The organism is Chryseobacterium pyrolae (assembly GCF_025153485.1).
Classification (GTDB): Bacteria; Bacteroidota; Bacteroidia; order Flavobacteriales; family Weeksellaceae; genus Chryseobacterium; species Chryseobacterium antibioticum.
The window spans coordinates 48,546-68,895 of record NZ_JANZQH010000004.1; the positions used below are offsets into that span (position 1 = coordinate 48,546).

Sequence of the window (20,350 nt, forward strand, 5' to 3'; positions counted from 1 at the left end):
GAAGATTAAAAATTTAAGGCATAACTTAATTTTTTTAAAATTCTTTAACAAAAATCGATAAAATATTTTTTTCCCACAATAGAGAACTTGAATTTTAAGGAAAAAAATATTATTTCTAGATATAAATCTATAAGAGGAGCTTTTATATGGTATTGTTAATGTATGCTTCTGTAGCTCTTTCTGTTGGGTGAATGGTTGCAGGATTTCCAACCACTACAGAATGGGAAGGAACGTCAAAATTGACATACGAATTGGGGGCAATTAAAACATTGTTTCCAACTGTTATTCCGCCTACGATGACGGCATTGGCTCCTATCCAGACTTCATCACCGATTGTAGGAACACCCTGGAGTTTACCACGGTTTTGCTGGCCAATAGTCACTCCCTGGGCAAGGTTACAGTTTTTTCCAATCTTTGCTTTAGGATTGATGACCAGGCTTCCCCAGTGTCCCAAATAAAAACCTTCTCCAATTTCAGTTTCAGGATAAATCTGGTAGCCGTATTTTATTTGATAATGTCTGAGAACTAATCTCCAGAATATTCCTATAACAGGCTTTTTGTTATACTGTTGAGCTTTTCTTAAAATATAAATAAAATGCAGGTTTGGATTGATACATTTTTTCCAGATCTCAAATGAAGAGAGCCATTTTCCGCTTTCGCGGTAAAAATCTTTTTGTATAACTGTATAACCCATTCTTTAAATATTTATAATTCGTCAATAATTTCCTGAAGTTTCGCTACAGATTTCTGCAGGACAAAAGGCAGATCAGCTGCAGTAATTTCTTTTTCGTAGCGGCCTGCAAGTTCCGGATTTGTAAGGAATTTTTTCATTCCCTCATAGATCCCGTCCTCTGAATTGGGTGTGATAACACCTAATTTTCCTTCCTGAAGAAGATCTTTTATTCCGGAAACATCTGTGGATACAACCGGCTTATTCAAAATTAATGCTTCTGCAATAATGGTAGGGAAGCCTTCATGCCTGGAAGACATCACATAAAAATCAGCTTTTTTCAGATAAGGATACGGATTGCTTCTGAAACCCAACATCTTTACCGTTTCCTGAAGACCCAATTGATTAAGTTTCGCCTGAATGTTTTCGTAATCAAAACCGTCGCCAATAATGATGATCTGGTGCTTCAATCCCTCGTCCATCAGCTTTTTATGGACATCCAGAAGTCGGTCATAGCCTTTCTGCGGATAAACCGTTCCAATGGTTATAAAAGTGGGAAGCTGGTTGGAAAAAGGATAGTCATCAATTGCCGTATTCGCTTTATTCAAAGTATCAGCTTTGTCAATCGGATTGTAAATTTTGATAACCGCCTGCTTTTCCTGGTCATTCCGGGCCACCTTCTGCATTTCTCCTTTCAGTTTATTGGAAATAACCAGAATTCGGTCGAACTTGAAAAGCTGTCTGATCACATCCGGAGTATATTCTTTCAGATTAAAAATGTCATTCTGTATCCAGATGATTTTTTTTGAATCCTTCTGAGGGCTGGAAAGAAGTTCTCTGTACATCCCGTGAATAGCTGCTATTTCTACGTTGTATTTTTTATTTTTGAGAACAAACTTATAAAGAAGAGAAGGGCACCAAAGAAACATTTTCTGATACAGCACTCTGAATGCTTTCACCGGAATTTCATGCGGTCTGTTGGTCGTGATCATTTCCCCTTTGATAAGATAATGGAGATTGACCCATGATGGTACTTCCTTAATATACATTCCTGTATAGAGGTTGATCAGCAGATCGACTTCATATTTGTCTTCAGGAAGGTTTTTGAGAAAGTTGATAAGAACTTTTTCTGCACCACCATGTCGGAGAGAGCCAATCCGGATAAGTATTTTCTTTTTTTGTGACATACAATTTTAATCAATCACGATATTATTTTATAAATTTCAGAAAATTATAAGTACTAACAGATATTATAAACCATTTAATTGAATAGTTTTAATTTTTCTGAAGTATTTTTTTCCATTCCTGTGCTATTTTTTCCTTCTTCCACTTGCGTGATTCTTCGTAAGAAGATTTCATCAGTGCATCTAATACTTCCTTATTATTGGTTAGCGTTTGAAGATCCTGTATAAATTTATTTTTGTCATGGAGAGGAATGAGAAATCCATTATTTTTATTAATAATATCTGAAGGGCCATAATTACAGTCATAGGCAACCAGGGCATTGGAAAAGAACATGGCCTGTATCAGTATGGTAGGCAAGGCTTCTACGGTAGAGGTCAGACAGTTGATTTTTGAGGAAGCAAGAAGCTGATAGACTTCTTCCATGCTCCTGCTACCTAAAAGTTCAATTTTAGAGGTTAGATTTTTATCAATAACTTCCTGTTGGATACGTTTTTCTTCTCTGCCACTGCCTATAATCACAACTTTCCAGTCTTCAGGCATATTAATTTGAGAAATAATATCAATGAATTCGCTGATGTTCTTTTCAGGATCAAGCCTTGCAACTACAGAAATAATATTCTTCTTTTGGTCCGGTTCAATGTACTTTTGATTGTCAATTTCATTGTCCATGAGGTTATAAATGGTGAGGGAATTTTTATTAAGTTCCTTATAATGTTTCTCACCGGGGATATTGGTGCTTACAATGGTTCTTAAATTTTTATAGTAACGTCTTAAGCCTTTGTTCCAAAATAAACCTCCGGATTTATAGCTCATATGTTCCCAGGCAATGGTTTTTTTGCTAACTTCCTTGTCTAAAGAAAGCATGGAAGAAAGTTTATACCAACAGGAAACAATCGTTTCATAGTTCTGATGATTCTCTTGTATCCATTTTTTTAAGACCTTGTAAGATCCCAGATCATAGAAGTAGGAATAAATATTATATACTTTGGGAACAAATTTAAATTTTTCTAGAATGTATTTTCCTCCTTTACTGGATGAGTGGGCAAACGAATCAATGTAATGCTTCTTTACTTTTGGGTTAATATGATAAAAATCTTTATGGGGAGCCATTAAGAATAGAATTTCAACGTCATATCCGCTGTCTGCTAATTCTGAAGTTAAGTTGGCGAGAACTTTTGAAATACCATTGGCCTTTATATTCTGGTAGTATATAAACAGGATCTTTTTGTTCATTTGTTTTTTTTGAATTGGAATCTCTTAAGGGGAGAGATTTTTACAAAAGTAAAAAAAAGAAATTACGTCTAGATCTAAAAAGAAAAGAACTTACAATTGAAAGGAAAAGAATAATTATTAAATTTGTAAAAATTAAAAATTCAAATGGAAAAAAAAGAAGTACAGGACCTTGTCATTGAAACTATTAAAGAATTCGTAGACAATAACGGAATCGAGACGGAAGAAATAACGGTTACCCAAAGACTGATCGGAAGAAGTGGAATATTTGATTCTATAGGTCTGGTTAATTTTTTAGTGGATCTTGAAGAAGTGTTGGAGGAAAAATATGATAGAGTATTCAGTCTTTCCAGCGAAAGAGCAATGTCCAGAAGTACAAGCCCATTCTCCAATGTTGAAGAGCTAACCAAGTTTATCCTAGAGCTGGACGATGAAGAATAAAACAATTTTCATTACTGGAAACCGTAAAGGAATTGGACTTCATCTGACCCACTATTATTTGGAAAAAGGGTACAATGTATTGGGATGCAGCAGAAGCGAAAGCGATCTTTCTCACGAAAATTACCACCATTTTATCTGTGATGTTACCGATGAAAAAAGCGTGAACAGCGTAGTACGAGAAGCAAAAAAGAAGTTTGACGGAATAGATGTCCTTATCAATAACGCAGGTATCGCTTCTATGAACCATTCCCTGCTGACACCCGGCTCTACTGTGAAAAAAGTTTTTGAAACTAATTTTTTCGGTAGCTTTTTCTTTGCCAAAGAATGTGCAAAAGTCATGAGGAATAAAGGAGGAAGAATTGTCAACTTCTCCACTGTAGCAGTTCCCCTGAATCTGGAGGGAGAAATGATCTATGCTTCCTCTAAAGCCGCCGTAGAAAAAATGACGAAGATTTTGGCTAAAGAACTTGCCGATTTTCAGATTACGGTAAATGCTATAGGACCTACACCCATTTATACAGATCTGATAAAAGTGATTCCAAAAGATAAACTTCAGCAGCTTCTGGACCAGCAGACGATTCACCGTTTAGGAGAATTTGAAGATGTGGAAAACGTGATAGACTTTTTTATATCACCCAAAAGCAACTTTATTACAGGACAGATTATATACTTAGGAGGATTATGAATCTAAACCAATTACACCATTATTCCGGATTAAGTATTATAGAAGAAAATAATACCTATACCTATCCCGAACTGGCAGACCAGATTTCAAAGACTACCGATGAACTGAAAAACAGTATCATTGCGAATGACGTCGTTTCTGTCCAGTCAGATTACAGCTTTGAAAGTATTTCTATGCTTCTGGCGCTTTCCCAGTTTCCCTGCATTATTGTTCCCATTGTTCCCACAACGGATACAGAGATCCAAAATAAACAGAAGGCGGCAAAAGTTACGAAAATCATTAGTTTTGAAAATAAAAAGACGGTAGTTACCCCCGTTAATGAAGTATTCGACAGGGTCGCACAATATGATGAGATTCTGAATAAGAATCAATCAGGATTGGTCCTGTTTTCGAGTGGAACTACAGGAGCTCCGAAAGTAATGGTGCATAATTTCAGTGAAATTATCTCAGAATTTAAAGAGCCGAAGAAACAAAAGAATCTGAATTTTATTCTTTTCCTGCTTTTTGATCATATCGGAGGAATCAATACATTGCTTGGATGCCTGAACAATGGTTCGCAGATTACCATTCCTGCCGACAGGAACCCTGAGTATATCATGCAGCTGATCCAGGATAAAAAAATTCAGGTACTGCCTACAAGTCCTACCTTTCTAAATCTGATGCTCATGACGGAAGATTTTGATAAGTACGACCTTTCCAGCCTTAAAATGATTACTTATGGTACCGAAAGAATGCCTCAGCATTTACTGGATAAGCTGAAAAATAAAATACCTTCCACTAAATTTCTGCAGACCTTCGGAACCAGCGAAACCGGAATTTTAAAGACAGAAAGCAAATCATCTACAAGCCTTTTCTTTAAGATCGTTGATCCTAATTACCAGTTCAAAGTAGTTGACGAACAGTTGTATTTGCAGTCGAAAAATCAGGTTTCAGGTTATGTGAACCAGGAAAGCAGCCAGTTTACAAAAGAAGGATGGTTTGCCACAGGAGACCTTGTTGAGGTGGATGAAGACGGCTATCTGAAAATAGTGGGAAGAATTAATAAAGTCATTAATGTAGGCGGTTTAAAGGTGCTTCCAAAAGAAGTGGAAGATGTCATTAATCTCATTCCGGAGGTGATCGATACCACTGTTTTTGCCAAAGACAATGCCATTACAGGTCAGATGGTGTGCGCCAAAGTTGTGATTACCGAGGGGAATGACGAAAAAGAAATGAAAAAACTCATTTTACAAAAGTGCCGCGAAGAACTGGATAGATATAAAGTGCCTAGTAAACTTATTATTACCCATTCATTGGATGTTACGGCCAGATTTAAGAAAGAAATTTAATTATAAAAAAAACATATGTATATTTTTTATCGCTTAATGCTTTTCTGCTTTACTTTTTGGGAAAGACTTTATATGAAGATCTACACCAAAGTATGTGTGCTTCAGGGGTTGAAACTTGGGGAAGGCGTTAAGGTTTTTGAAAGAGTTTATTTTGGTTCAGAGCCGTTTCTTATTGAAATAGGAGATAAAACACAAATTGCCGGAGGTACACGTTTTGTGAATCATGGCGGAACAACAATGACCCTGAGACGTCTTGAAGGCTTCGCAGATGTCAGAATTTTCGGCAGAATAAAAATAGGGAAGAACTGTACCATTGGTTCCAACTGTGTGATTCAGCAGGATGTGGAAATGGGAGACAACTGTATCCTGGGTGCTGGATCTGTTCTGACCCATTCAATCCCTGATAATACTGTTTTTACAGGTAATCCGGCGAGATTTATTTGTTCTGTGGAACAATACGCAGAATCTGTGCTCGATCAGAATACCATGTATCCCCGTGAGTTGGAGCAAAACAGAACAGAGCTTAATCAATGGCTGAAAAAGAATCTGCCCTATGAATTTAAAAAGGCAAAAGCCTATAAGAAAAGATCTGAATAATACAATATATTCTACCGGAATGATGATATTATTGATAAGATCTTTTGAGAAATACAAATAATCTATAGGAAAATAAAAGGTGGCTGAGGTTCTCAATGCCACCTTTTACTTTTAGTGATCAGCCGATTGCTTTTATTTTTTTAACACCTCAATAATCTGATTGTATATCTTTTGATTATCAAATCTTTGGGAAGCTGTTTTATTGTTGAATTTGATAGTTTCTACCCAATCCTTATCCGTTAAAAATCTTTCCATCCCCTCAGCCAGTTTCGTTGCATCATATTCTACAATCGTCCCGTTGATGCCATCGTCCATCATTTCTTTTACTCCGCCGGCGTTTGTCGCTACAACCGGCTTCTCTAAAATCAATGCTTCTCCGATTACCAAAGGGTAGGCTTCCGATTTGGAAGGCAGGACATAAAAATCAGCCTTGTTTAAATAAGGATAAGGATTGATAACAGGATCTTTAATGATAAAAGAATCCTCAATACTGTATTCTTTGATTAAATTTAACAATTCCTCTTTATCCTGTCCATTTCCAAAAAGCCAGATTTTATGATGTAAACCTTTGTTGATTAATATTTTATGGGCTTCAACTAAAATTTTGTTTCCTTTTCTTGGAATAAGTCTTCCTAATGAAATAAAAACAGGCAGATCTGTCTTAAAATCTACCTCAAATTCGTGAGCCTTTTCTTTAATGACCTTGTGTTCAAACGGATTATAAATGACAAGCCCTTTCGGGATCTCTTCATGATACACTTCTTTTATGATATTTCTGGTTTGTTGCGAGACAAAAACTGCCGTATCCATTTGCTTAAGCTGTCTGATAATAGTAAGCTTATCCGTCTCAGTGGCTGCAGCATCCCGGATATCCGCATGGAACCATCCTATTTTTTTTGATTTTTTAAAAGGACTTTTCAGTAACGCATCAAATTCTGAAGAAGTAAAAGCTATCTCAACATCCGGCTGAAACTGTATTAGCTTTTGGATTAATTGAGGAAACCTGTGATAAACTTCCAGTCTGACTCTTCTTAAAGCCAGTTGTAATTTGTGCATCAATGGGTTATTTGAAAACTGTTCTTTTCCTTCAGCCAAATGAAAAACCTTAACGTTTTCAGGGATTAACGGAAGCATTTCACCCTGTTTTAAATTAAGGAGTAAAGTGATCTCAAACAGATCTGAAGGAATGTTCTTCATAATATCACATAAAACCTTTTGTACACCACCCGTTTCCATAGACCGTAATCTGAATAATACTTTAGTTTTAGATATCTTCATGTGTGAATTAAAATTTGATTTTATCTTATCCATCTGAAATGTTGTTTTGATCCGTAACGGAAAACAATTCAGTATTATCTGGTAAGAAAGTTTTGAGTGAATATTTTTACTTTTCTTAAAACTCTGTAGCTGATAGAATTTTGATATTCCAATAATTTAAATATTTCCTCGTGATGAGTATAGGTTTCAGGAACTTTTACACCATTAATGCTTTGGATGTTTCTTCTTTTCATGGCATTAAAAACTACCTGAGCAAAGTAGTCGTAGGATTTAGATTTATTGTCATTCTGGGATATTCCGCCACCGTGTGTCCTGTAAAGATAGTTGGTCTCATCAATGAAATGTACATTTCCTTTTTCATACATCTTTAAATACAAATCCTGGTCCTCTGCTATTTTTAGATTACTATTCATCTTCTCTGTTTGTTCATAAATATCCTTTCTGAATGTTACAAAATGAGCGATCTGAATGGGATAATTAAAAAAATACGGATCCTTATTCTGTACCTGCATAGCAGATTTAAAAGGAGCGATCGGTTGTAGATCTTTATCACAGCTCATGAATCTTGAATATGCTAAGGCTACATTCTTTTTCTGCATGAATACACTGACCGCTTTTTCAATAGCGCCAGGAAGAATAGCATCATCCGGATCTACAAAACCACAAATATCTCCTGAAGCAAGTTCAATGAGCTTACTTTTGGTAACGCCAACCCCACAGTTTTTTTCATTTTCGAAAAATTTAAAACGCTTGTCTTCTGCAATAATGGCTTTGATCTGTTCTTTCTCTTCTTCAAACGAGGCATCATCCAGAATGACGGCTTCCCAATTTTTGTAGGTCTGTGAAAGTAATGACCTGTAGCAGTCTCTGAACAGGACAGCATTGTTATAATGGGCTATAAGTATGGAGAATTTCATCTTTTAGAGAGCATTGAACACTAGGTCCTGTTTGTTGATGATTTGCGTATTGGCAGGAACATCTTTATATATGGTACATCCTGCACCAATGATGCAGTTGTCTCCAATTGTTACCCCTTTCAGTACTGTTACATTGCTTCCCAGCCAGCAGTTGTTCCCTATTTTTATAGGTGCTTTTGAGAATTTCGATGGGTGAAGTTTGAAGACAGGAGAAGTGTCATAAGTATGGTTATGGTCATAAAGTTTGACATTTTCCCCAAATAAAGTGTTATTCCCGATTGAGATATGTTCAAGACAGTTGATCGAGCAGAAATTATTCATGAAAAAATGATCACCGATCTCTAAGTTGGCATCTTTCACGACCAGAATACAGGTATAGTTTCTTAATTCTACAGACTTTCCGATACTTAATTTTTTTATATCTTTATCTACAACAAAACGGTTGCCTATGCCCATTCTGAGATGATCAAAAAACACGTTAGGGTTCTTTTTTAGGGTAGAAAGCTGCTGTCTTCTATGGAATTTTTCGAAAAGATTATAGAACATATCGGGACTTTTATTTTTTTCATTTTCATTTGAGTCTCACAAATATAATCTGTTTTTAGATAAATGAGAAAAAAATATTTATTTTTGCGGTATTAAATACAACACAGTGAGTGAAATAACAAGGGTTCTCAAAACTTTTATCGGGTATCTGAAAAGACCGGATCTTTATCCGGAGCTTGGCCGGAAAATCATCAAAAACACAGTCAATAGAGGCAATGCTTTCAAAGGCAAGGAAAAAACCAATTCCTGGGCTGCCGGAAGAGCGGTCTCCCAAAAAGAAGCTGTTTCAAAGCTGTTTGCTGTTGAAATAGATGCTTTCCGTACCGATTATGCAGATGTTTTACTTACAGCCGCACAAAAGGAAAAAGCATGCCCTGTGAAAATGGGCGGTCCCGGAGCTTTGGAACTGCTGTACTATGCATGTGAATTTACCGATGCAAAGCATGTCGTAGAAACAGGGGTGGCATATGGATGGTCATCACTGGCTTCGCTTCTTTCTTTGAGAAAAAGAGACGGTGTGCTTTATAGTTCAGATATGCCTTACCTGGCGCAGGATGGTGATCAGTACGTAGGTTACGTCGTGCCGGAAAATCTTAAAAACAACTGGAAACTATTCCGCTTTGCAGATAAAGAATCGTTGCCGAAAATTTTTGCTGACAATGCAGTTTTTGATGTTCTTCATTATGATTCAGATAAGAGTTATAACGGAAGAATGTGGGCATATGATGAGCTGTACAAACATTTGAAAAAAGGAGGCGTTTTTATCAGTGATGATATCGGTGACAATTCTGCTTACCAGGATTTCTGTGAAAAAAATGACATAGAAACTACGGTAGTAGAGTATGAAGGAAAGTATATTGGCGTTTTTGTCAAGTAGTTTATTTGTAACTAAAACTATATAAGGCTGTTGAACAGTTTTCATGAATGAAGATAAGCCAGATTACCTTTACCCGATTTCTTGCAGCTATAGCCATCGTCATTTCTCACTTTAATAAAGATATGTTTGTCTATAAGACTGATTATATTTCAAACATCTTTTTAAAAGCTAATGTGGGGGTGAGCTATTTTTTCATCCTTTCGGGTTTTATTATGATCGTGGCTTATCATAAGAAAGAAAAGATCGCATATTTTGAATTTTATAAGAACAGATTTGCAAGGATCTATCCGCTGTATGTGATAGGGCTCTTGCTTTATCTGGTGACGAGATATTCAAATTTCAGTATCGATAAGGTCTTTCTGTACCTGTTTGGGCTGCAGAGCTGGATCCCGGGTAAGGCCATGATCTTAAATTTTCCGGGATGGTCTATCTCTGTGGAGTTTCTGTTTTATCTTATTTTTCCCTTGTTGTACAATTATTTTTACTCTAAAAAGAATAAAAGTATTTGGGTAGCAGGCATTGTCCTATGGGTGATTACGCAGGTATTCTCTCATCTTTATGAAGCTTCACCATCCTATAAAGGTCCGCACACAGAAAGTTACGAGTTTCTGTATTATTTTCCGCTGATGCATGTAAGCGAATTTTTGGTAGGAAATCTTGCCGGATTGTTTTTTGTGAAGAATTTCAAACAGAAAAATTTCGATATCCCGGTGATTTTGATTTTTGCAGCGATTATGCTTTCGCTGATCTTTGTTCCTCTTTTTTATCACAACGGGCTGATGGCGATTCTTTTTATTCCGCTTATTATTTTAATTTCCCGAAATAACGGGTTCGTGACCAAATTGTTCTCATTAAAACCCCTGGAATATTTAGGCGAAGCCAGTTATGCCGTTTATATTACCCATATTCCCATTCTTTATATCCTGAGGGAGGTTCTGAAGTGGCAAAAGTACAAACTTGACATCAACAGTATATTCTGGGTCTATCTGGGCGTTCTTATCCTCACCTCCATGCTGTTCTACCAATTTATTGAAAAACCACTCAGAGATTATCTTAAAAAACTAAATATCAGATAAAATTTCCCTTGGGTAGTAAAGGAGATCTGGTACGTTTGAAAATCTGTTATTTTTGATTGATAATTTCTGAAGTCAAAACCTGGCAGGCTGAACCATTTTGTTGGCCCCCGTTGGATTCTACAATAATGTATTCCTTGTCAATTAAAAAAGCTTTGAAACGGAGTACTGCAGAATGATTTTTTTCATTACTGTCCTGGATTTTTTTATAGAGAATATCTACTTTCCTGTCTTTACAGCCCTGGATCAGTTTGCTGAATTTTACCTCGTAGTTTGTAATTTCTCCGTAATATTTAATAACTGAAAAGCAGTTGATAGATAAGATTAAAGCAGCAAAAGTTTGAGCATAGACTATATTCTTTTTTGAAATATTCAGGGCAATAAAAAGAATCAGATACAGGTATGCGTTACTTTTAATACGGATAGTATCATCTATTTTTGTAGTGTAATAACTGTATAGGATACCTGATAATACGATTATTAATGAAATGATAAGATAAAAGTTGAAGTAGTCTTTATTTTTTCTTTTTTCAATAAAAATATAAGCGCAAAAAGAGATAAGAGCTATTCCTACAAAGATATTGAGCACAGATATCCTGTGTAGAATTCCTTTGTGTATAATTACATTAAGAAAGCTGAAATCTTTTAATGTAGATACAGATGTTTTTGAAATAAAATCAACAAGCGGAGCCGGGTTGATATGAAGATGATCTCTTTGTCCAAGAGCAAAGCCACAGTACATATAATTGATCAATAAGTATGCTAGAGCCCCAGTGGATAGAGCTCCAGAAAGAATGATAAAAGATTTTACAGAATGAAATTTCTTAAATGCAAGGTAAGCAAGATATACCAATACAGAAATAAGAACAAAAATACCCGAAAAACGAACAGAAATCAGCAAAAAGAATAGGGTAGAAAGATAAATGGTATGCTTTGTACTAAATCCCTCATGTGTATAATTGTATACATAATAAATAATCAGATAATTGAAAAAATAATACAAAGGCTCCGATAAGCTTATAGGATATAAATTAAGAAATGGATAGAATGAAAAAACTAGAATAGTCTGTGATAAAAAAAAATTCTTTCGGTATGAAAAAAGAACGATTCCAATATAAGCTAATATGTTGACCAGTTTGGATGCCACAAAAAAGCTTCCGGTGAAAAAACTCAGTAACTTGATAGCTAAAGGATATCCCAAAGGGAAATTCACTTTGTAGTACCAAAAATCCTGAGCCTGCTGCAAATAAGTAATACCATCCGGGGTAAGCTCTCCGGAGGAATACATCACCTTTAATATAAAATAAATTATAGTTCCAAAGAAAATGGTGTAATCAAAAGGTGTTATTTTGCTGTTAGCCGGACGGAAAGTCATCATAGCAGAGAATCTCTGAAATTAATATTATAAAGTCCGGAAGCTATACTCTTGTAATCTGTTACCAGATATTTCAGGATCATAGCCCATTTTTTCAGTGTAGGAGCATTCGCAATCTGAAAGCTTCTGTGCATCCTTCTGATATGTTGTCTTACATTTTCAGGTATTTTTTTCTCATCGGTAGCCCAGCTGTCAATTTCTTTCCAGACAAGAACTCTGGTACTTGACGGTTTTATTTTTTTAGAATCTACCTGAGTAATACGGTTGTTTTCATGTACTCCTCTCACCGCAATGGCTTTATCTAAAATACCAGGATAAAGGTCAAGATAAAAGGAAAGACGGAAAAGAAATTCGCTGTCCTGATGAAGCCTTAAATTGGTTTTGAATAGAATATCCATTTTCCTTAGAAGAGGCTCTCTACGGATCGTCAGTGCATCAATGCTGAAAAGGCCAAAACTCCCCAGCATATAAATCTGTCCGGGAAAAACATCTTTAGGGCTATGTCTTTTGTATACGGTAGTGAGATTATCTCCAAATAGCGGATAATACTGTTCTTTTGCTTTTTCAGAGTAGTAATGAACGCCCAGAGCACCATAGACCCCCTCTACCTCCTGTTTTTCGAAAAGTTCTTTTTCAGCGTCAAAGCGGTTGGGAAGGAAATAGTCGTCTGCATCCAGAAAAGCAATAAAATCTCCGGTAGACTTTTCAATACCCAAGTTTCTGCTGGGTCCTGCACCATGGTTACCTTTGTCAGCATGCTGATAGACCTGTACTCTGTCATGCTTTTCCGCAAGCTGAATGCATACCTGCAGGGCATTGTCCGGAGACTGGTCCTCTACCAGGATCACTTCGTACACTTCATCAAATTGAAGTGCAGATTCCACGGCCTGAGAAATAAATTTTTCAGCATTATAAACGGGGATAATGACTGATATTTTCATTTTTTTTGTTAACATTTTGAACGGTAAGATAATAAAGTATGTAATTTAAGGATTTTAACAGCCTTGTAATAAAAAAAGTTTATTATGTTAAGAAATTAATGAGTGTTTAAAATTAATATTATAAAGACCGGATCTGATACTCCTGTAGTCGGTGACGAGATATTTTATCACCATTCCCCATTTTTTTAATGGGGGAGCTTTAGCGATTTCATAACTGCGGAGCATTCTTTTGATGTGGATCTTAGCATCATCCGGAATCGTATCCTCTTTTTGAGCCCAACTGTAGACCTCTTTCCATAGCAGGCTTCTGGAGATCGCCGGATCCACTTCATGGGTGTCCACTTTGGTTATTCTGTTGTGCTCATGTACACCTCGTACGGCAACAGCTTTGTCAATGCTTCCCGGGTACAGATCAAGATAGTAAGACAGGCGGAACAGAAATTCGGTGTCCTCATGAAGTCTTAAGTGATCCTTAAACAGTATATTCATTTTTTTAATTAAAGACGATTTTCGGATCGTTAAAGCATCAATGCTGAAGAGTCCAAACGATCCCAACATATGCATTTGTCCGAAAAAAACATCTTTAGGAGGGTGTTTTTTGTACACAGTGGTTAGTCCGTCCTCAAAGAGATGGTAATACTGTTCCTTTCCTTTTTCAGAATAATAATGAACACCAAGAGCTCCATAAACTCCTTCTACTTCAGGATTCTTGAAAAGCTCCTTTTCTGCCTCAAACCGGTTCGGCAGAAAGTAATCATCAGCATCTAAAAATGCTAAAAAATCACCGGTTGATTTTTCTATACCTAAATTTCTGCTGGAGCTGGCACCATGGTTGCCCTTGTCCGGATGCTGATAAAGTTTTACTCTTTCGTTCTTTTCGGAAAGCTGCTGACATATTTGCAGAGCATTATCCGGAGATTTGTCCTCAATCAGGATGACCTCATAAACTTCATCAAACTGAAGGGCGGATTCTATGGCCTGCGTAACAAATTTCTCTGCATTGTAAACAGGAATGATTACTGATATTTTCATTTTCATCTTCATCTTTGGAACAGTTAAAATAACTTTTATATTTTTATAGTGTAATTTTTTATTCTATGCTTTTAATTTAAGTTTTAAATATTCAGTTATTTTTTTCTCTACAAAATAATAGAAAAAAGCAGCAACGCCAATAACAATGATAATTTTTAATAGAAAATAAGGAATATTGAGGTATCCATCTACTTTAAATCTTCTGAAAAAAAGTTCGACAAAAGGATGTGAAAGATACAAGGAATAGGAAATGTCACCTAAAAAGATAAGAAAACGGTTTCCTTTGAATTGGAATGTATAATCGAACAACAGAAACGACAAAACAAATAAAGAAACAATCAGCAATAGTAATAAACTGTTGGTTACCGTAATAAGACCGAATAATACTGCTGAAAAAGACACAATACCGACAGTACATAATAGGATAGCCCAATTTTTACTTACTGAAACCTTATCTAGCAAAATGGCAAATACAATCCCGGTCACAAAATATAAATTCAGGGGACTGCAAACCATCTCCAGATAGGCACTTTCCGGTGGATATAAAAGTCCGGCTATATAAGTCAAAATAAAAAATGTTGCAATAAAAATATATCTTCCTTTTTTGAAAAGAAGGGACATCCCGAAGATCAGGTAAAAAAACATCTCATAATTAAGAGACCATCCCAGATACAATACAGGGAACGTGTTTTTTTGTGGAAGAAAAAAGATAGAATGAATAAGTCTTTTGAAGCCTTCATCCTGAAAATATACCATGAGAGTTCCTCCAATAACCATCCATGCTCCGGATAGCAGAAAATAAAGAGGTACAATTCTAATGATTCTTCGCTTATAAAATAAAGTAATTTCCTTCGAAGTATTGATACTGAAATCCTTTTTTAAAGTTGTAAAAGCCATGATAAACCCGCTGATTACAAAAAAAATACTCACCCCAATGCTTCCTCTTTTAAACAAAATATCACCAAGGCGCAGATTCTCAAAATTAATATATTCTGAGAAATGGAAGCAGCAGACCAGCAATGCAGATATACCTCTTAATATCTGTAGATTATTGAGTTTCATGAATGGGTGTAAGTAAATCTATATTTTGTTTTCAGAATCTTAGGATCTTTAAGAATGGCTCCAAAAAGAGTTGTCATTTTGGAAAATCCTTTTTTTACAGAAAGTTCAAAAGCTTTTTTCTGCAGAGAGATATGTTGCTTTGCATCCGGATCTGAAATGTTTTTTTGAGACCATTCATACAAAGAGTTCCAAAAAAGAAACTGTCTTTCGTTATATTGGGGAGAATATTTTATGATTTTGGTAATTCTATTGTCATCATGAATACCTCTGATTCCTGTCGCCTTGTCTATAATTCCGGATTTTAGATAGCAATGGTACGCGAGTTTAATAATAAAATCAGAGTCCTGATGAACGCGCAAAACCTCATTAAATTTTAAGTGATTTTTCTGAATAGCCGACTTTCTGACAGTAAGTGCATTCAAGTGAAAAAAAGTGCCGAAGTTTTTAGAGGTTAAACCTAAAAGTCCTTTGAAAACTTCTTTTCCTTCTGCAGGGTAATTAACCGTGGTAAGCGAAACATCATTAAACTTAGACTGAAACTCCTGTTTACCTTTTTCGGTTAAATACTCAATCCCTACGGCGCCAAAAACGCCATCAATCTGTTGATCATTAAAAGCTTTTTTTTCCGCATCAAACCTATTAGGAAGATAATAATCATCGGCATCAAGAAACGCGATGAAAGTACCGGATGATTTTTCAATACCCAGATTTCTTGTTGCAGCTGCCCCGTGATTTCCCTGATCAGGGTGCTGGAACAGTTTTATCTTAGAATACTGACTGGCTAATTTCCGGCAAATCTCAAGTGAATTGTCGGTAGATTGATCTTCAGCTAAAATGATTTCTTTTACTTCTTCAAACTGCATGGCAGAGGCTACAGATTTTTCTAAAAATTCTGAAGCGTTATACACCGGAATGATGACGGATATATCAAGCATTATAGTACAGATTGGTTATTATGAGCCCAAAGAGCGAGCTGTAGCAGGTTCCAGTGCTTATTGTCTTTAGTCTGAAATTTCTGGGCCGCATCAAAATCGATGTAGTTAAAGATTTTCTGGTCCCGGTTTTTTAACAGGTCATTAGAAAGTTTCATCAGGTTATCTTCTGCAAACCAGCTTTTTACGCTCATTCCAAAGCCTTGTTTATGACGTTTTCTGATGGTTTCTGTCCAATATGAACCCATGGCTTCACGCAAAATGATCTTATCGTTGTCATGAGTTAGTTTCAACTGTTCCGGCAGCTGAATACAGAATTCGGCAAAATCTATATCCAGGAAAGGTGTTCTTACTTCCAAAGAATTGGCCATAGCCATTCTGTCGGATTTCACCATCATATTTCCGGGAACATAATGTTCAAGATCCACTCTCATGATATCGTTCAATGAATCGGGGTTAGGTGTAAAGCTGTAGCTCTGTTTATAATCTGATACCAGTCCCAGTCTTTCCCGTTCTGTTTTATTAAAATCATTCCTCACAAAATTCTGGTGGAAGTCTAAAATTGATGAAAACTTCAAATTTTGCTGGGTAACAAAAGAGGTTTGCCTTGCTTTCTGATACAGCTTTAACCCAAACTGGGCAATTATATTTTTATAACTGAAATGGTTTTTTAATTTATTTTCGACGGTATAAAAATGATATCCACCGAACAACTCATCACCTACATCTCCGGAAAGCGCTACTGTAAGACTTTTCCTTGCATTTTTGCAGATTTCATAATGAGGAAGATAAGAAGTGTCTGCAAAAGGTTCATCTAAAAATGGAGATATTTTCAGCAGTGATTCTGCAACATCTCCTTTCTGTTCATGAACTTCACGGTGATTGGTATTATATCGATCTGCAATTTCTTTGGCAAATTTAAGTTCGCTGTCTTTATGATCATACCCAAAACTGATCGTTGTCTGTTTGGGCAGAAACTCATTCACCATCGCAACAATAGATGAAGAATCTAGTCCACCACTTAGAAAGCTTCCGACCTCTACATCTGCAATGAGCTGTTTTTTTACAGCATTTTTTAGGAGATAAAAGAATTCCTCTTTGGCATCGGACAGACTTATTGTCCTGTCTTTTGCCGGAAGGCTATAGTATCTGGAGACTGTAATTTTTCCCTCTTTCCAGATCAGCTGATGAGCAGGAGGTAAAGTGAAAATGTTACTATAAATACTTTGGTAAGTACTTACATATCCATATTGAAGATAATGGGAGAGGGCATCTGTATTGATCTGCGGCTGGATCAGTCCGGAGGCCAGAATAGCCTTGATTTCTGAAGCGAAAATAAACTCATTGTTACTTCCTATCGCATAGAAAAACGGTTTTTCCCCAAAACGGTCTCTGGCGCAGAATAGTTGTTCCTTCTGATTGTCCCAGATGGCAAAAGCAAACATTCCCGGAAGGTCATGGATGAGGTTTTCCTGTTTTCTCTGGTACATAGCCAGAATAACTTCTGTATCCGAACCTCCGTGGTAGGGATATTCTGCGTAGTTCTTTTTAATGTCCAGGTATCCATAGATCTCGCCGTTAAGAACAATACATTCGTTTTTTGTATTGGAGAACATGGGCTGTTTTCCGTTATCAGACAGGTCTATAATAGAGAGTCTGCGGTGGCCTAAGGCTGCGTGGTCATAAAATTCATAGTGCGAAGAATCTGGGCCACGGTGGATCATAGAATCCGTCATTTTCTGGATTTCTTCCTGATAATTTCTAGCATTATTAGCAATAATTCCGGCTATTCCACACATGTGTTTTTATTTTTTTTGATAATTTGAGGGAAGGTATAATGTAAATCTTCCGGTTTTTACTACTTTGTATTTTTCCGGATGATCCACGAATTGTAAAGGTACAATTTCTCTTGATAGGAAAGGATAGTCATTGCTTTCTATATAGATGAAATCATCTGGAGTCTTACCCACTTTTTTAATAATAAATCTTACATAATCTTTGAGTGCAAAATAGTAATACATAGGTGGGGAAGCGTTTAAAATATACAAGTATCCTATCAAGTGATTACTGGAGTAGATGACATTAGGCTGATTTTGCAAATAGGGACGAAGATCCTCAATATCTTTTGTCCTTCCTTTATCTAAGTATAAATCGTAGCCGTTTATTTTTACTTTTTCAGTTTGTTCTGTGAAAATAAAATCTTTCCAGCCTTTTTCTTTCAATAAATTTGGGAAAACTAAATATTGGTAGATAAAAAGAACAACAAGAGCTGCATATATCCTTACCCTATACACTGATAAAATAATAATCGATAATGCAAGGTAGTAGTAAAGATTGTATAAAGTTCCCCGTACCTCAAAATAAGCCCCCGATCCAAAAGAAAGTCCAAAAGGAATAAGTGATAAAACAATAAGCATGGTTTTCTTTTCAAGACAGATATCTTCAAGAAAATATCTGTAAATCAAAAGCGCTAGAAGCACATAATTGATATAAATAGATGGATGAAACAGATAGGAGATCACAAAAATCACACCCAGAACTATCAGGATATAGTTGGTGTGTTGTATTTTATTCTTTGAAAATTTATATAAATAGCCAATCAGAAGTAATGATGGAAGAAATATAAACCCTGCAACTTTTAAAATCCAAAATATAAAAAATCTCTTAGGATGCTGTTTGGTGTGGAATTGTTTGTAATATTTTATCCATTCAAACTGAGAAATGAATTTTGAAAAGTCTTCAATAAAAGTAAAGTAAAAGATAATTCCCATTATTCCTCCGGCAATGATGTAGAAAATTATTTTTCTGTCTTTCTTCCAGAAATTAAAAAATAAAAAGCCTGCTATGGGAATAATAACAATGGTATGTGGGATGCCATTAAACAATAATATTCCAAGACAGAATCCAGAGATTATTAAAGGTAAGGACTTATTGTAAATAAGATAAATGAATATAAATGCTAAAGCGAGATTAATCAGGATGGTATTGCTGATATATTGGTGCATAACAATATTGCTGACTCCCCAGCTTATAAAGTTTACTGTAATTCCCAGGAAACCAATTAAAAAGGCATTGACTTTAAGCTTATAGTATTTACCAGCAAAGAGGTAAACAAGGAACGTAGAAATATTCAATAATGCATAGGTAATTATTCTAAAATGATAGATGTTTTCTGTAAAAAGGAATTTGAAAATTCTGTAAAAATTAGTAGAGTCTATGGTAGGTAAACTTCCATGATCTTTGTAGTAAAAGAGATAGAATGCTTCATCGTTAAAAATGAAACCTTTATCCAGATTTGAATAAGCAATATACCCTATAAACAATGAACCTATAACAAAAATCCAGCTTAAGATATTTTCATAGTTGTATTGAGATCTTTCCATGAATTATTTTTTTTGAGCCAAAATGCTGAATCCTGATGCAACGTTTTTACTCATTGGATAGAACTGAAATATCACATCCAAAAATTTTATAGGAAAGGTAAGAACCATAAAAAGTAAGTAAAGTACGGTGTGAAGAGGTTTGATTCCGAAAGAAAATACCAATGCAAACCACTCCTGAACTACCCAAAGCATTCCAGATGTAGGACCGATAGGCTTCAGTTTTAAAATGTCAAATGCTCTGAACTGGTGTTTCATCCCTTCAAAAGTAAATCTCTGGAAGTCATAAGGTGATGCATGAAAAGGTTGCATAAACGGAATGAAACTGTAAATTTTCCCTCCAGGTTTTAAAACTCTGTGAATTTCTGCAATTACCTTTTGAGGATTCGGGACGTGTTCCAAAACTGCAATATTGATGATGTAGTCTACCGAATTATCCTTAAACGGAATATTTTCAATATCACAGATGATATCCACATTTTGGTAAGGAAGAAGGTCTACATTCAGAAGATCATCTCCGAAATCTGAATTTCCGCTGCCGAGGTTCAGCGCGACTACATTTTTTCCTCTGATCTCGTTTCGGATTATGCGTTTTGCATCAAAAAAAGGCTGAGGATAAACAGGGCTGATGATCTCAATGAGGGCACTGTATATTTTATTAAACTTCTTTATTTTATATTTTATTTTATCAAGAAAATCTGTTACCACTTCTTCCTGAACCGGAATGAAGATATATTTCCCGTTTCTTACTTGGTATTCGTCTTTAAATTTTTCTTTGTCTATGTTTTTCATCGTTGTGTT

At 35.8% G+C, this 20,350-nt stretch carries 20 protein-coding genes; 6 read left to right on the plus strand and 14 right to left on the minus strand.

Annotated features, from left to right (window positions below):
- Positions 1-142: 142 nt before the first annotated feature.
- From NZD88_RS09880 to NZD88_RS09890, 3 genes are all read right to left on the minus strand, one after another.
- Positions 143-694 carry a serine O-acetyltransferase gene (locus NZD88_RS09880; RefSeq protein WP_259829001.1) on the minus strand — a complete coding sequence of 184 codons (552 nt, stop codon included), beginning with the start codon at positions 692-694 and terminating at the stop codon, positions 143-145.
- Positions 695-705: 11 nt separating this feature from the next.
- Positions 706-1,857, minus strand: a complete 1,152-nt coding sequence (locus tag NZD88_RS09885; protein ID WP_259829002.1) for a glycosyltransferase — start codon at positions 1,855-1,857, stop codon at positions 706-708.
- Positions 1,858-1,945: 88 nt separating this feature from the next.
- On the minus strand, positions 1,946-3,088 hold the full coding sequence (locus NZD88_RS09890) for a glycosyltransferase (protein ID WP_259829003.1): 1,143 nt from the start codon (positions 3,086-3,088) through the stop codon (positions 1,946-1,948).
- Between the two features lie 144 nt (positions 3,089-3,232).
- On the opposite strand from NZD88_RS09890, the gene NZD88_RS09895 reads away from it, so the two are divergent.
- The 4 genes from NZD88_RS09895 to NZD88_RS09910 are packed head-to-tail and all read left to right on the plus strand — an operon-like array spanning position 3,233 to position 6,136.
- Positions 3,233-3,526, plus strand: a complete 294-nt coding sequence (locus NZD88_RS09895; RefSeq protein WP_259829004.1) for a hypothetical protein — start codon at positions 3,233-3,235, stop codon at positions 3,524-3,526.
- Positions 3,516-4,211: an SDR family NAD(P)-dependent oxidoreductase gene (locus NZD88_RS09900; RefSeq protein WP_259829005.1), complete on the plus strand. Its 696-nt coding sequence runs from the start codon at positions 3,516-3,518 to the stop codon at positions 4,209-4,211. The genes NZD88_RS09895 and NZD88_RS09900 overlap by 11 nt, the downstream gene beginning before the upstream one ends.
- Positions 4,208-5,539: an ANL family adenylate-forming protein gene (locus NZD88_RS09905; protein WP_259829006.1), complete on the plus strand. Its 1,332-nt coding sequence runs from the start codon at positions 4,208-4,210 to the stop codon at positions 5,537-5,539. Before NZD88_RS09900 ends, NZD88_RS09905 begins: the two co-directional genes overlap by 4 nt.
- Positions 5,540-5,554: 15 nt before the next feature.
- Positions 5,555-6,136: an acyltransferase gene (locus NZD88_RS09910; protein ID WP_259829007.1), complete on the plus strand. Its 582-nt coding sequence runs from the start codon at positions 5,555-5,557 to the stop codon at positions 6,134-6,136.
- A 132-nt stretch (positions 6,137-6,268) separates the two neighbouring features.
- Here NZD88_RS09910 and NZD88_RS09915 read toward each other — a convergent pair whose 3' ends face one another.
- From NZD88_RS09915 to NZD88_RS09925, 3 genes are all read right to left on the minus strand, one after another.
- Positions 6,269-7,414 carry a glycosyltransferase gene (locus NZD88_RS09915; protein ID WP_259829008.1) on the minus strand — a complete coding sequence of 382 codons (1,146 nt, stop codon included), beginning with the start codon at positions 7,412-7,414 and terminating at the stop codon, positions 6,269-6,271.
- A 74-nt stretch (positions 7,415-7,488) separates the two neighbouring features.
- On the minus strand, positions 7,489-8,331 hold the full coding sequence (locus NZD88_RS09920) for a glycosyltransferase family 2 protein (RefSeq protein WP_259829009.1): 843 nt from the start codon (positions 8,329-8,331) through the stop codon (positions 7,489-7,491).
- A 3-nt stretch (positions 8,332-8,334) separates the two neighbouring features.
- A complete protein-coding gene (locus NZD88_RS09925) occupies positions 8,335-8,877 on the minus strand; it encodes an acyltransferase (RefSeq protein ID WP_259829010.1) in 543 nt (180 codons plus the stop codon).
- 106 nt (positions 8,878-8,983) lie between these two features.
- Here NZD88_RS09925 and NZD88_RS09930 point away from each other — a divergent pair, with 106 nt between their 5' ends.
- Both NZD88_RS09930 and NZD88_RS09935 read left to right on the plus strand, forming a co-directional pair.
- Positions 8,984-9,754 carry a class I SAM-dependent methyltransferase gene (locus tag NZD88_RS09930; RefSeq protein WP_259829011.1) on the plus strand — a complete coding sequence of 257 codons (771 nt, stop codon included), beginning with the start codon at positions 8,984-8,986 and terminating at the stop codon, positions 9,752-9,754.
- 47 nt (positions 9,755-9,801) lie between these two features.
- A complete protein-coding gene (locus NZD88_RS09935; RefSeq protein WP_259829012.1) occupies positions 9,802-10,830 on the plus strand; it encodes an acyltransferase family protein in 1,029 nt (342 codons plus the stop codon).
- Between the two features lie 46 nt (positions 10,831-10,876).
- Here NZD88_RS09935 and NZD88_RS09940 read toward each other — a convergent pair whose 3' ends face one another.
- The 8 genes from NZD88_RS09940 to NZD88_RS09975 all read right to left on the minus strand — a co-directional run bounded on the left by NZD88_RS09940 (position 10,877) and on the right by NZD88_RS09975 (position 20,341).
- Positions 10,877-12,205 carry a hypothetical protein gene (locus NZD88_RS09940; protein WP_259829013.1) on the minus strand — a complete coding sequence of 443 codons (1,329 nt, stop codon included), beginning with the start codon at positions 12,203-12,205 and terminating at the stop codon, positions 10,877-10,879.
- A complete protein-coding gene (locus NZD88_RS09945; protein ID WP_259829014.1) occupies positions 12,202-13,143 on the minus strand; it encodes a glycosyltransferase family 2 protein in 942 nt (313 codons plus the stop codon). The genes NZD88_RS09940 and NZD88_RS09945 overlap by 4 nt, the downstream gene beginning before the upstream one ends.
- 87 nt (positions 13,144-13,230) lie before the next feature.
- Positions 13,231-14,175 (minus strand): glycosyltransferase family 2 protein, encoded by a 945-nt coding sequence (locus NZD88_RS09950; RefSeq protein ID WP_259829015.1) that lies wholly within the window; start codon positions 14,173-14,175, stop codon positions 13,231-13,233.
- A 63-nt stretch (positions 14,176-14,238) separates the two neighbouring features.
- The gene (locus tag NZD88_RS09955) at positions 14,239-15,237 is read right to left on the minus strand and encodes an acyltransferase family protein (RefSeq protein ID WP_259829016.1); all 999 of its coding nucleotides are present in this window, start codon (positions 15,235-15,237) and stop codon (positions 14,239-14,241) included.
- Positions 15,234-16,172: a glycosyltransferase family 2 protein gene (locus tag NZD88_RS09960; protein ID WP_259829017.1), complete on the minus strand. Its 939-nt coding sequence runs from the start codon at positions 16,170-16,172 to the stop codon at positions 15,234-15,236. The genes NZD88_RS09955 and NZD88_RS09960 overlap by 4 nt, the downstream gene beginning before the upstream one ends.
- The gene (gene asnB / locus NZD88_RS09965) at positions 16,172-17,968 is read right to left on the minus strand and encodes an asparagine synthase (glutamine-hydrolyzing) (protein WP_259829018.1); all 1,797 of its coding nucleotides are present in this window, start codon (positions 17,966-17,968) and stop codon (positions 16,172-16,174) included. Before asnB ends, NZD88_RS09960 begins: the two co-directional genes overlap by 1 nt.
- A gap of 6 nt (positions 17,969-17,974) precedes the next feature.
- Positions 17,975-19,552, minus strand: coding sequence for a hypothetical protein (locus tag NZD88_RS09970; protein WP_259829019.1), 1,578 nt, complete (start codon positions 19,550-19,552; stop codon positions 17,975-17,977).
- A 3-nt stretch (positions 19,553-19,555) separates the two neighbouring features.
- Positions 19,556-20,341, minus strand: coding sequence for a class I SAM-dependent methyltransferase (locus NZD88_RS09975; protein WP_169233930.1), 786 nt, complete (start codon positions 20,339-20,341; stop codon positions 19,556-19,558).
- Positions 20,342-20,350: the final 9 nt, after the last annotated feature.

Excerpts from the sequence above, each read along its gene's own strand:
- NZD88_RS09880 (WP_259829001.1), bottom strand. The coding sequence starts at position 694 with ATGGGTTATACAGTTATACAAAAAGATTTTTACCGCGAAAGCGGAAAA.
- NZD88_RS09885 (WP_259829002.1), bottom strand. The coding sequence starts at position 1,857 with ATGTCACAAAAAAAGAAAATACTTATCCGGATTGGCTCTCTCCGACAT.
- NZD88_RS09890 (WP_259829003.1), bottom strand. The coding sequence starts at position 3,088 with ATGAACAAAAAGATCCTGTTTATATACTACCAGAATATAAAGGCCAAT.
- NZD88_RS09895 (WP_259829004.1), top strand. The coding sequence starts at position 3,233 with ATGGAAAAAAAAGAAGTACAGGACCTTGTCATTGAAACTATTAAAGAA.
- NZD88_RS09900 (WP_259829005.1), top strand. The coding sequence starts at position 3,516 with ATGAAGAATAAAACAATTTTCATTACTGGAAACCGTAAAGGAATTGGA.
- NZD88_RS09905 (WP_259829006.1), top strand. The coding sequence starts at position 4,208 with ATGAATCTAAACCAATTACACCATTATTCCGGATTAAGTATTATAGAA.
- NZD88_RS09910 (WP_259829007.1), top strand. The coding sequence starts at position 5,555 with ATGTATATTTTTTATCGCTTAATGCTTTTCTGCTTTACTTTTTGGGAA.
- NZD88_RS09915 (WP_259829008.1), bottom strand. The coding sequence starts at position 7,414 with ATGAAGATATCTAAAACTAAAGTATTATTCAGATTACGGTCTATGGAA.
- NZD88_RS09920 (WP_259829009.1), bottom strand. The coding sequence starts at position 8,331 with ATGAAATTCTCCATACTTATAGCCCATTATAACAATGCTGTCCTGTTC.
- NZD88_RS09925 (WP_259829010.1), bottom strand. The coding sequence starts at position 8,877 with ATGTTCTATAATCTTTTCGAAAAATTCCATAGAAGACAGCAGCTTTCT.
- NZD88_RS09935 (WP_259829012.1), top strand. The coding sequence starts at position 9,802 with ATGAAGATAAGCCAGATTACCTTTACCCGATTTCTTGCAGCTATAGCC.
- NZD88_RS09940 (WP_259829013.1), bottom strand. The coding sequence starts at position 12,205 with ATGATGACTTTCCGTCCGGCTAACAGCAAAATAACACCTTTTGATTAC.
- NZD88_RS09945 (WP_259829014.1), bottom strand. The coding sequence starts at position 13,143 with ATGAAAATATCAGTCATTATCCCCGTTTATAATGCTGAAAAATTTATT.
- NZD88_RS09950 (WP_259829015.1), bottom strand. The coding sequence starts at position 14,175 with ATGAAAATATCAGTAATCATTCCTGTTTACAATGCAGAGAAATTTGTT.
- NZD88_RS09955 (WP_259829016.1), bottom strand. The coding sequence starts at position 15,237 with ATGAAACTCAATAATCTACAGATATTAAGAGGTATATCTGCATTGCTG.
- NZD88_RS09960 (WP_259829017.1), bottom strand. The coding sequence starts at position 16,172 with ATGCTTGATATATCCGTCATCATTCCGGTGTATAACGCTTCAGAATTT.
- asnB (WP_259829018.1), bottom strand. The coding sequence starts at position 17,968 with ATGTGTGGAATAGCCGGAATTATTGCTAATAATGCTAGAAATTATCAG.
- NZD88_RS09970 (WP_259829019.1), bottom strand. The coding sequence starts at position 19,552 with ATGGAAAGATCTCAATACAACTATGAAAATATCTTAAGCTGGATTTTT.
- NZD88_RS09975 (WP_169233930.1), bottom strand. The coding sequence starts at position 20,341 with ATGAAAAACATAGACAAAGAAAAATTTAAAGACGAATACCAAGTAAGA.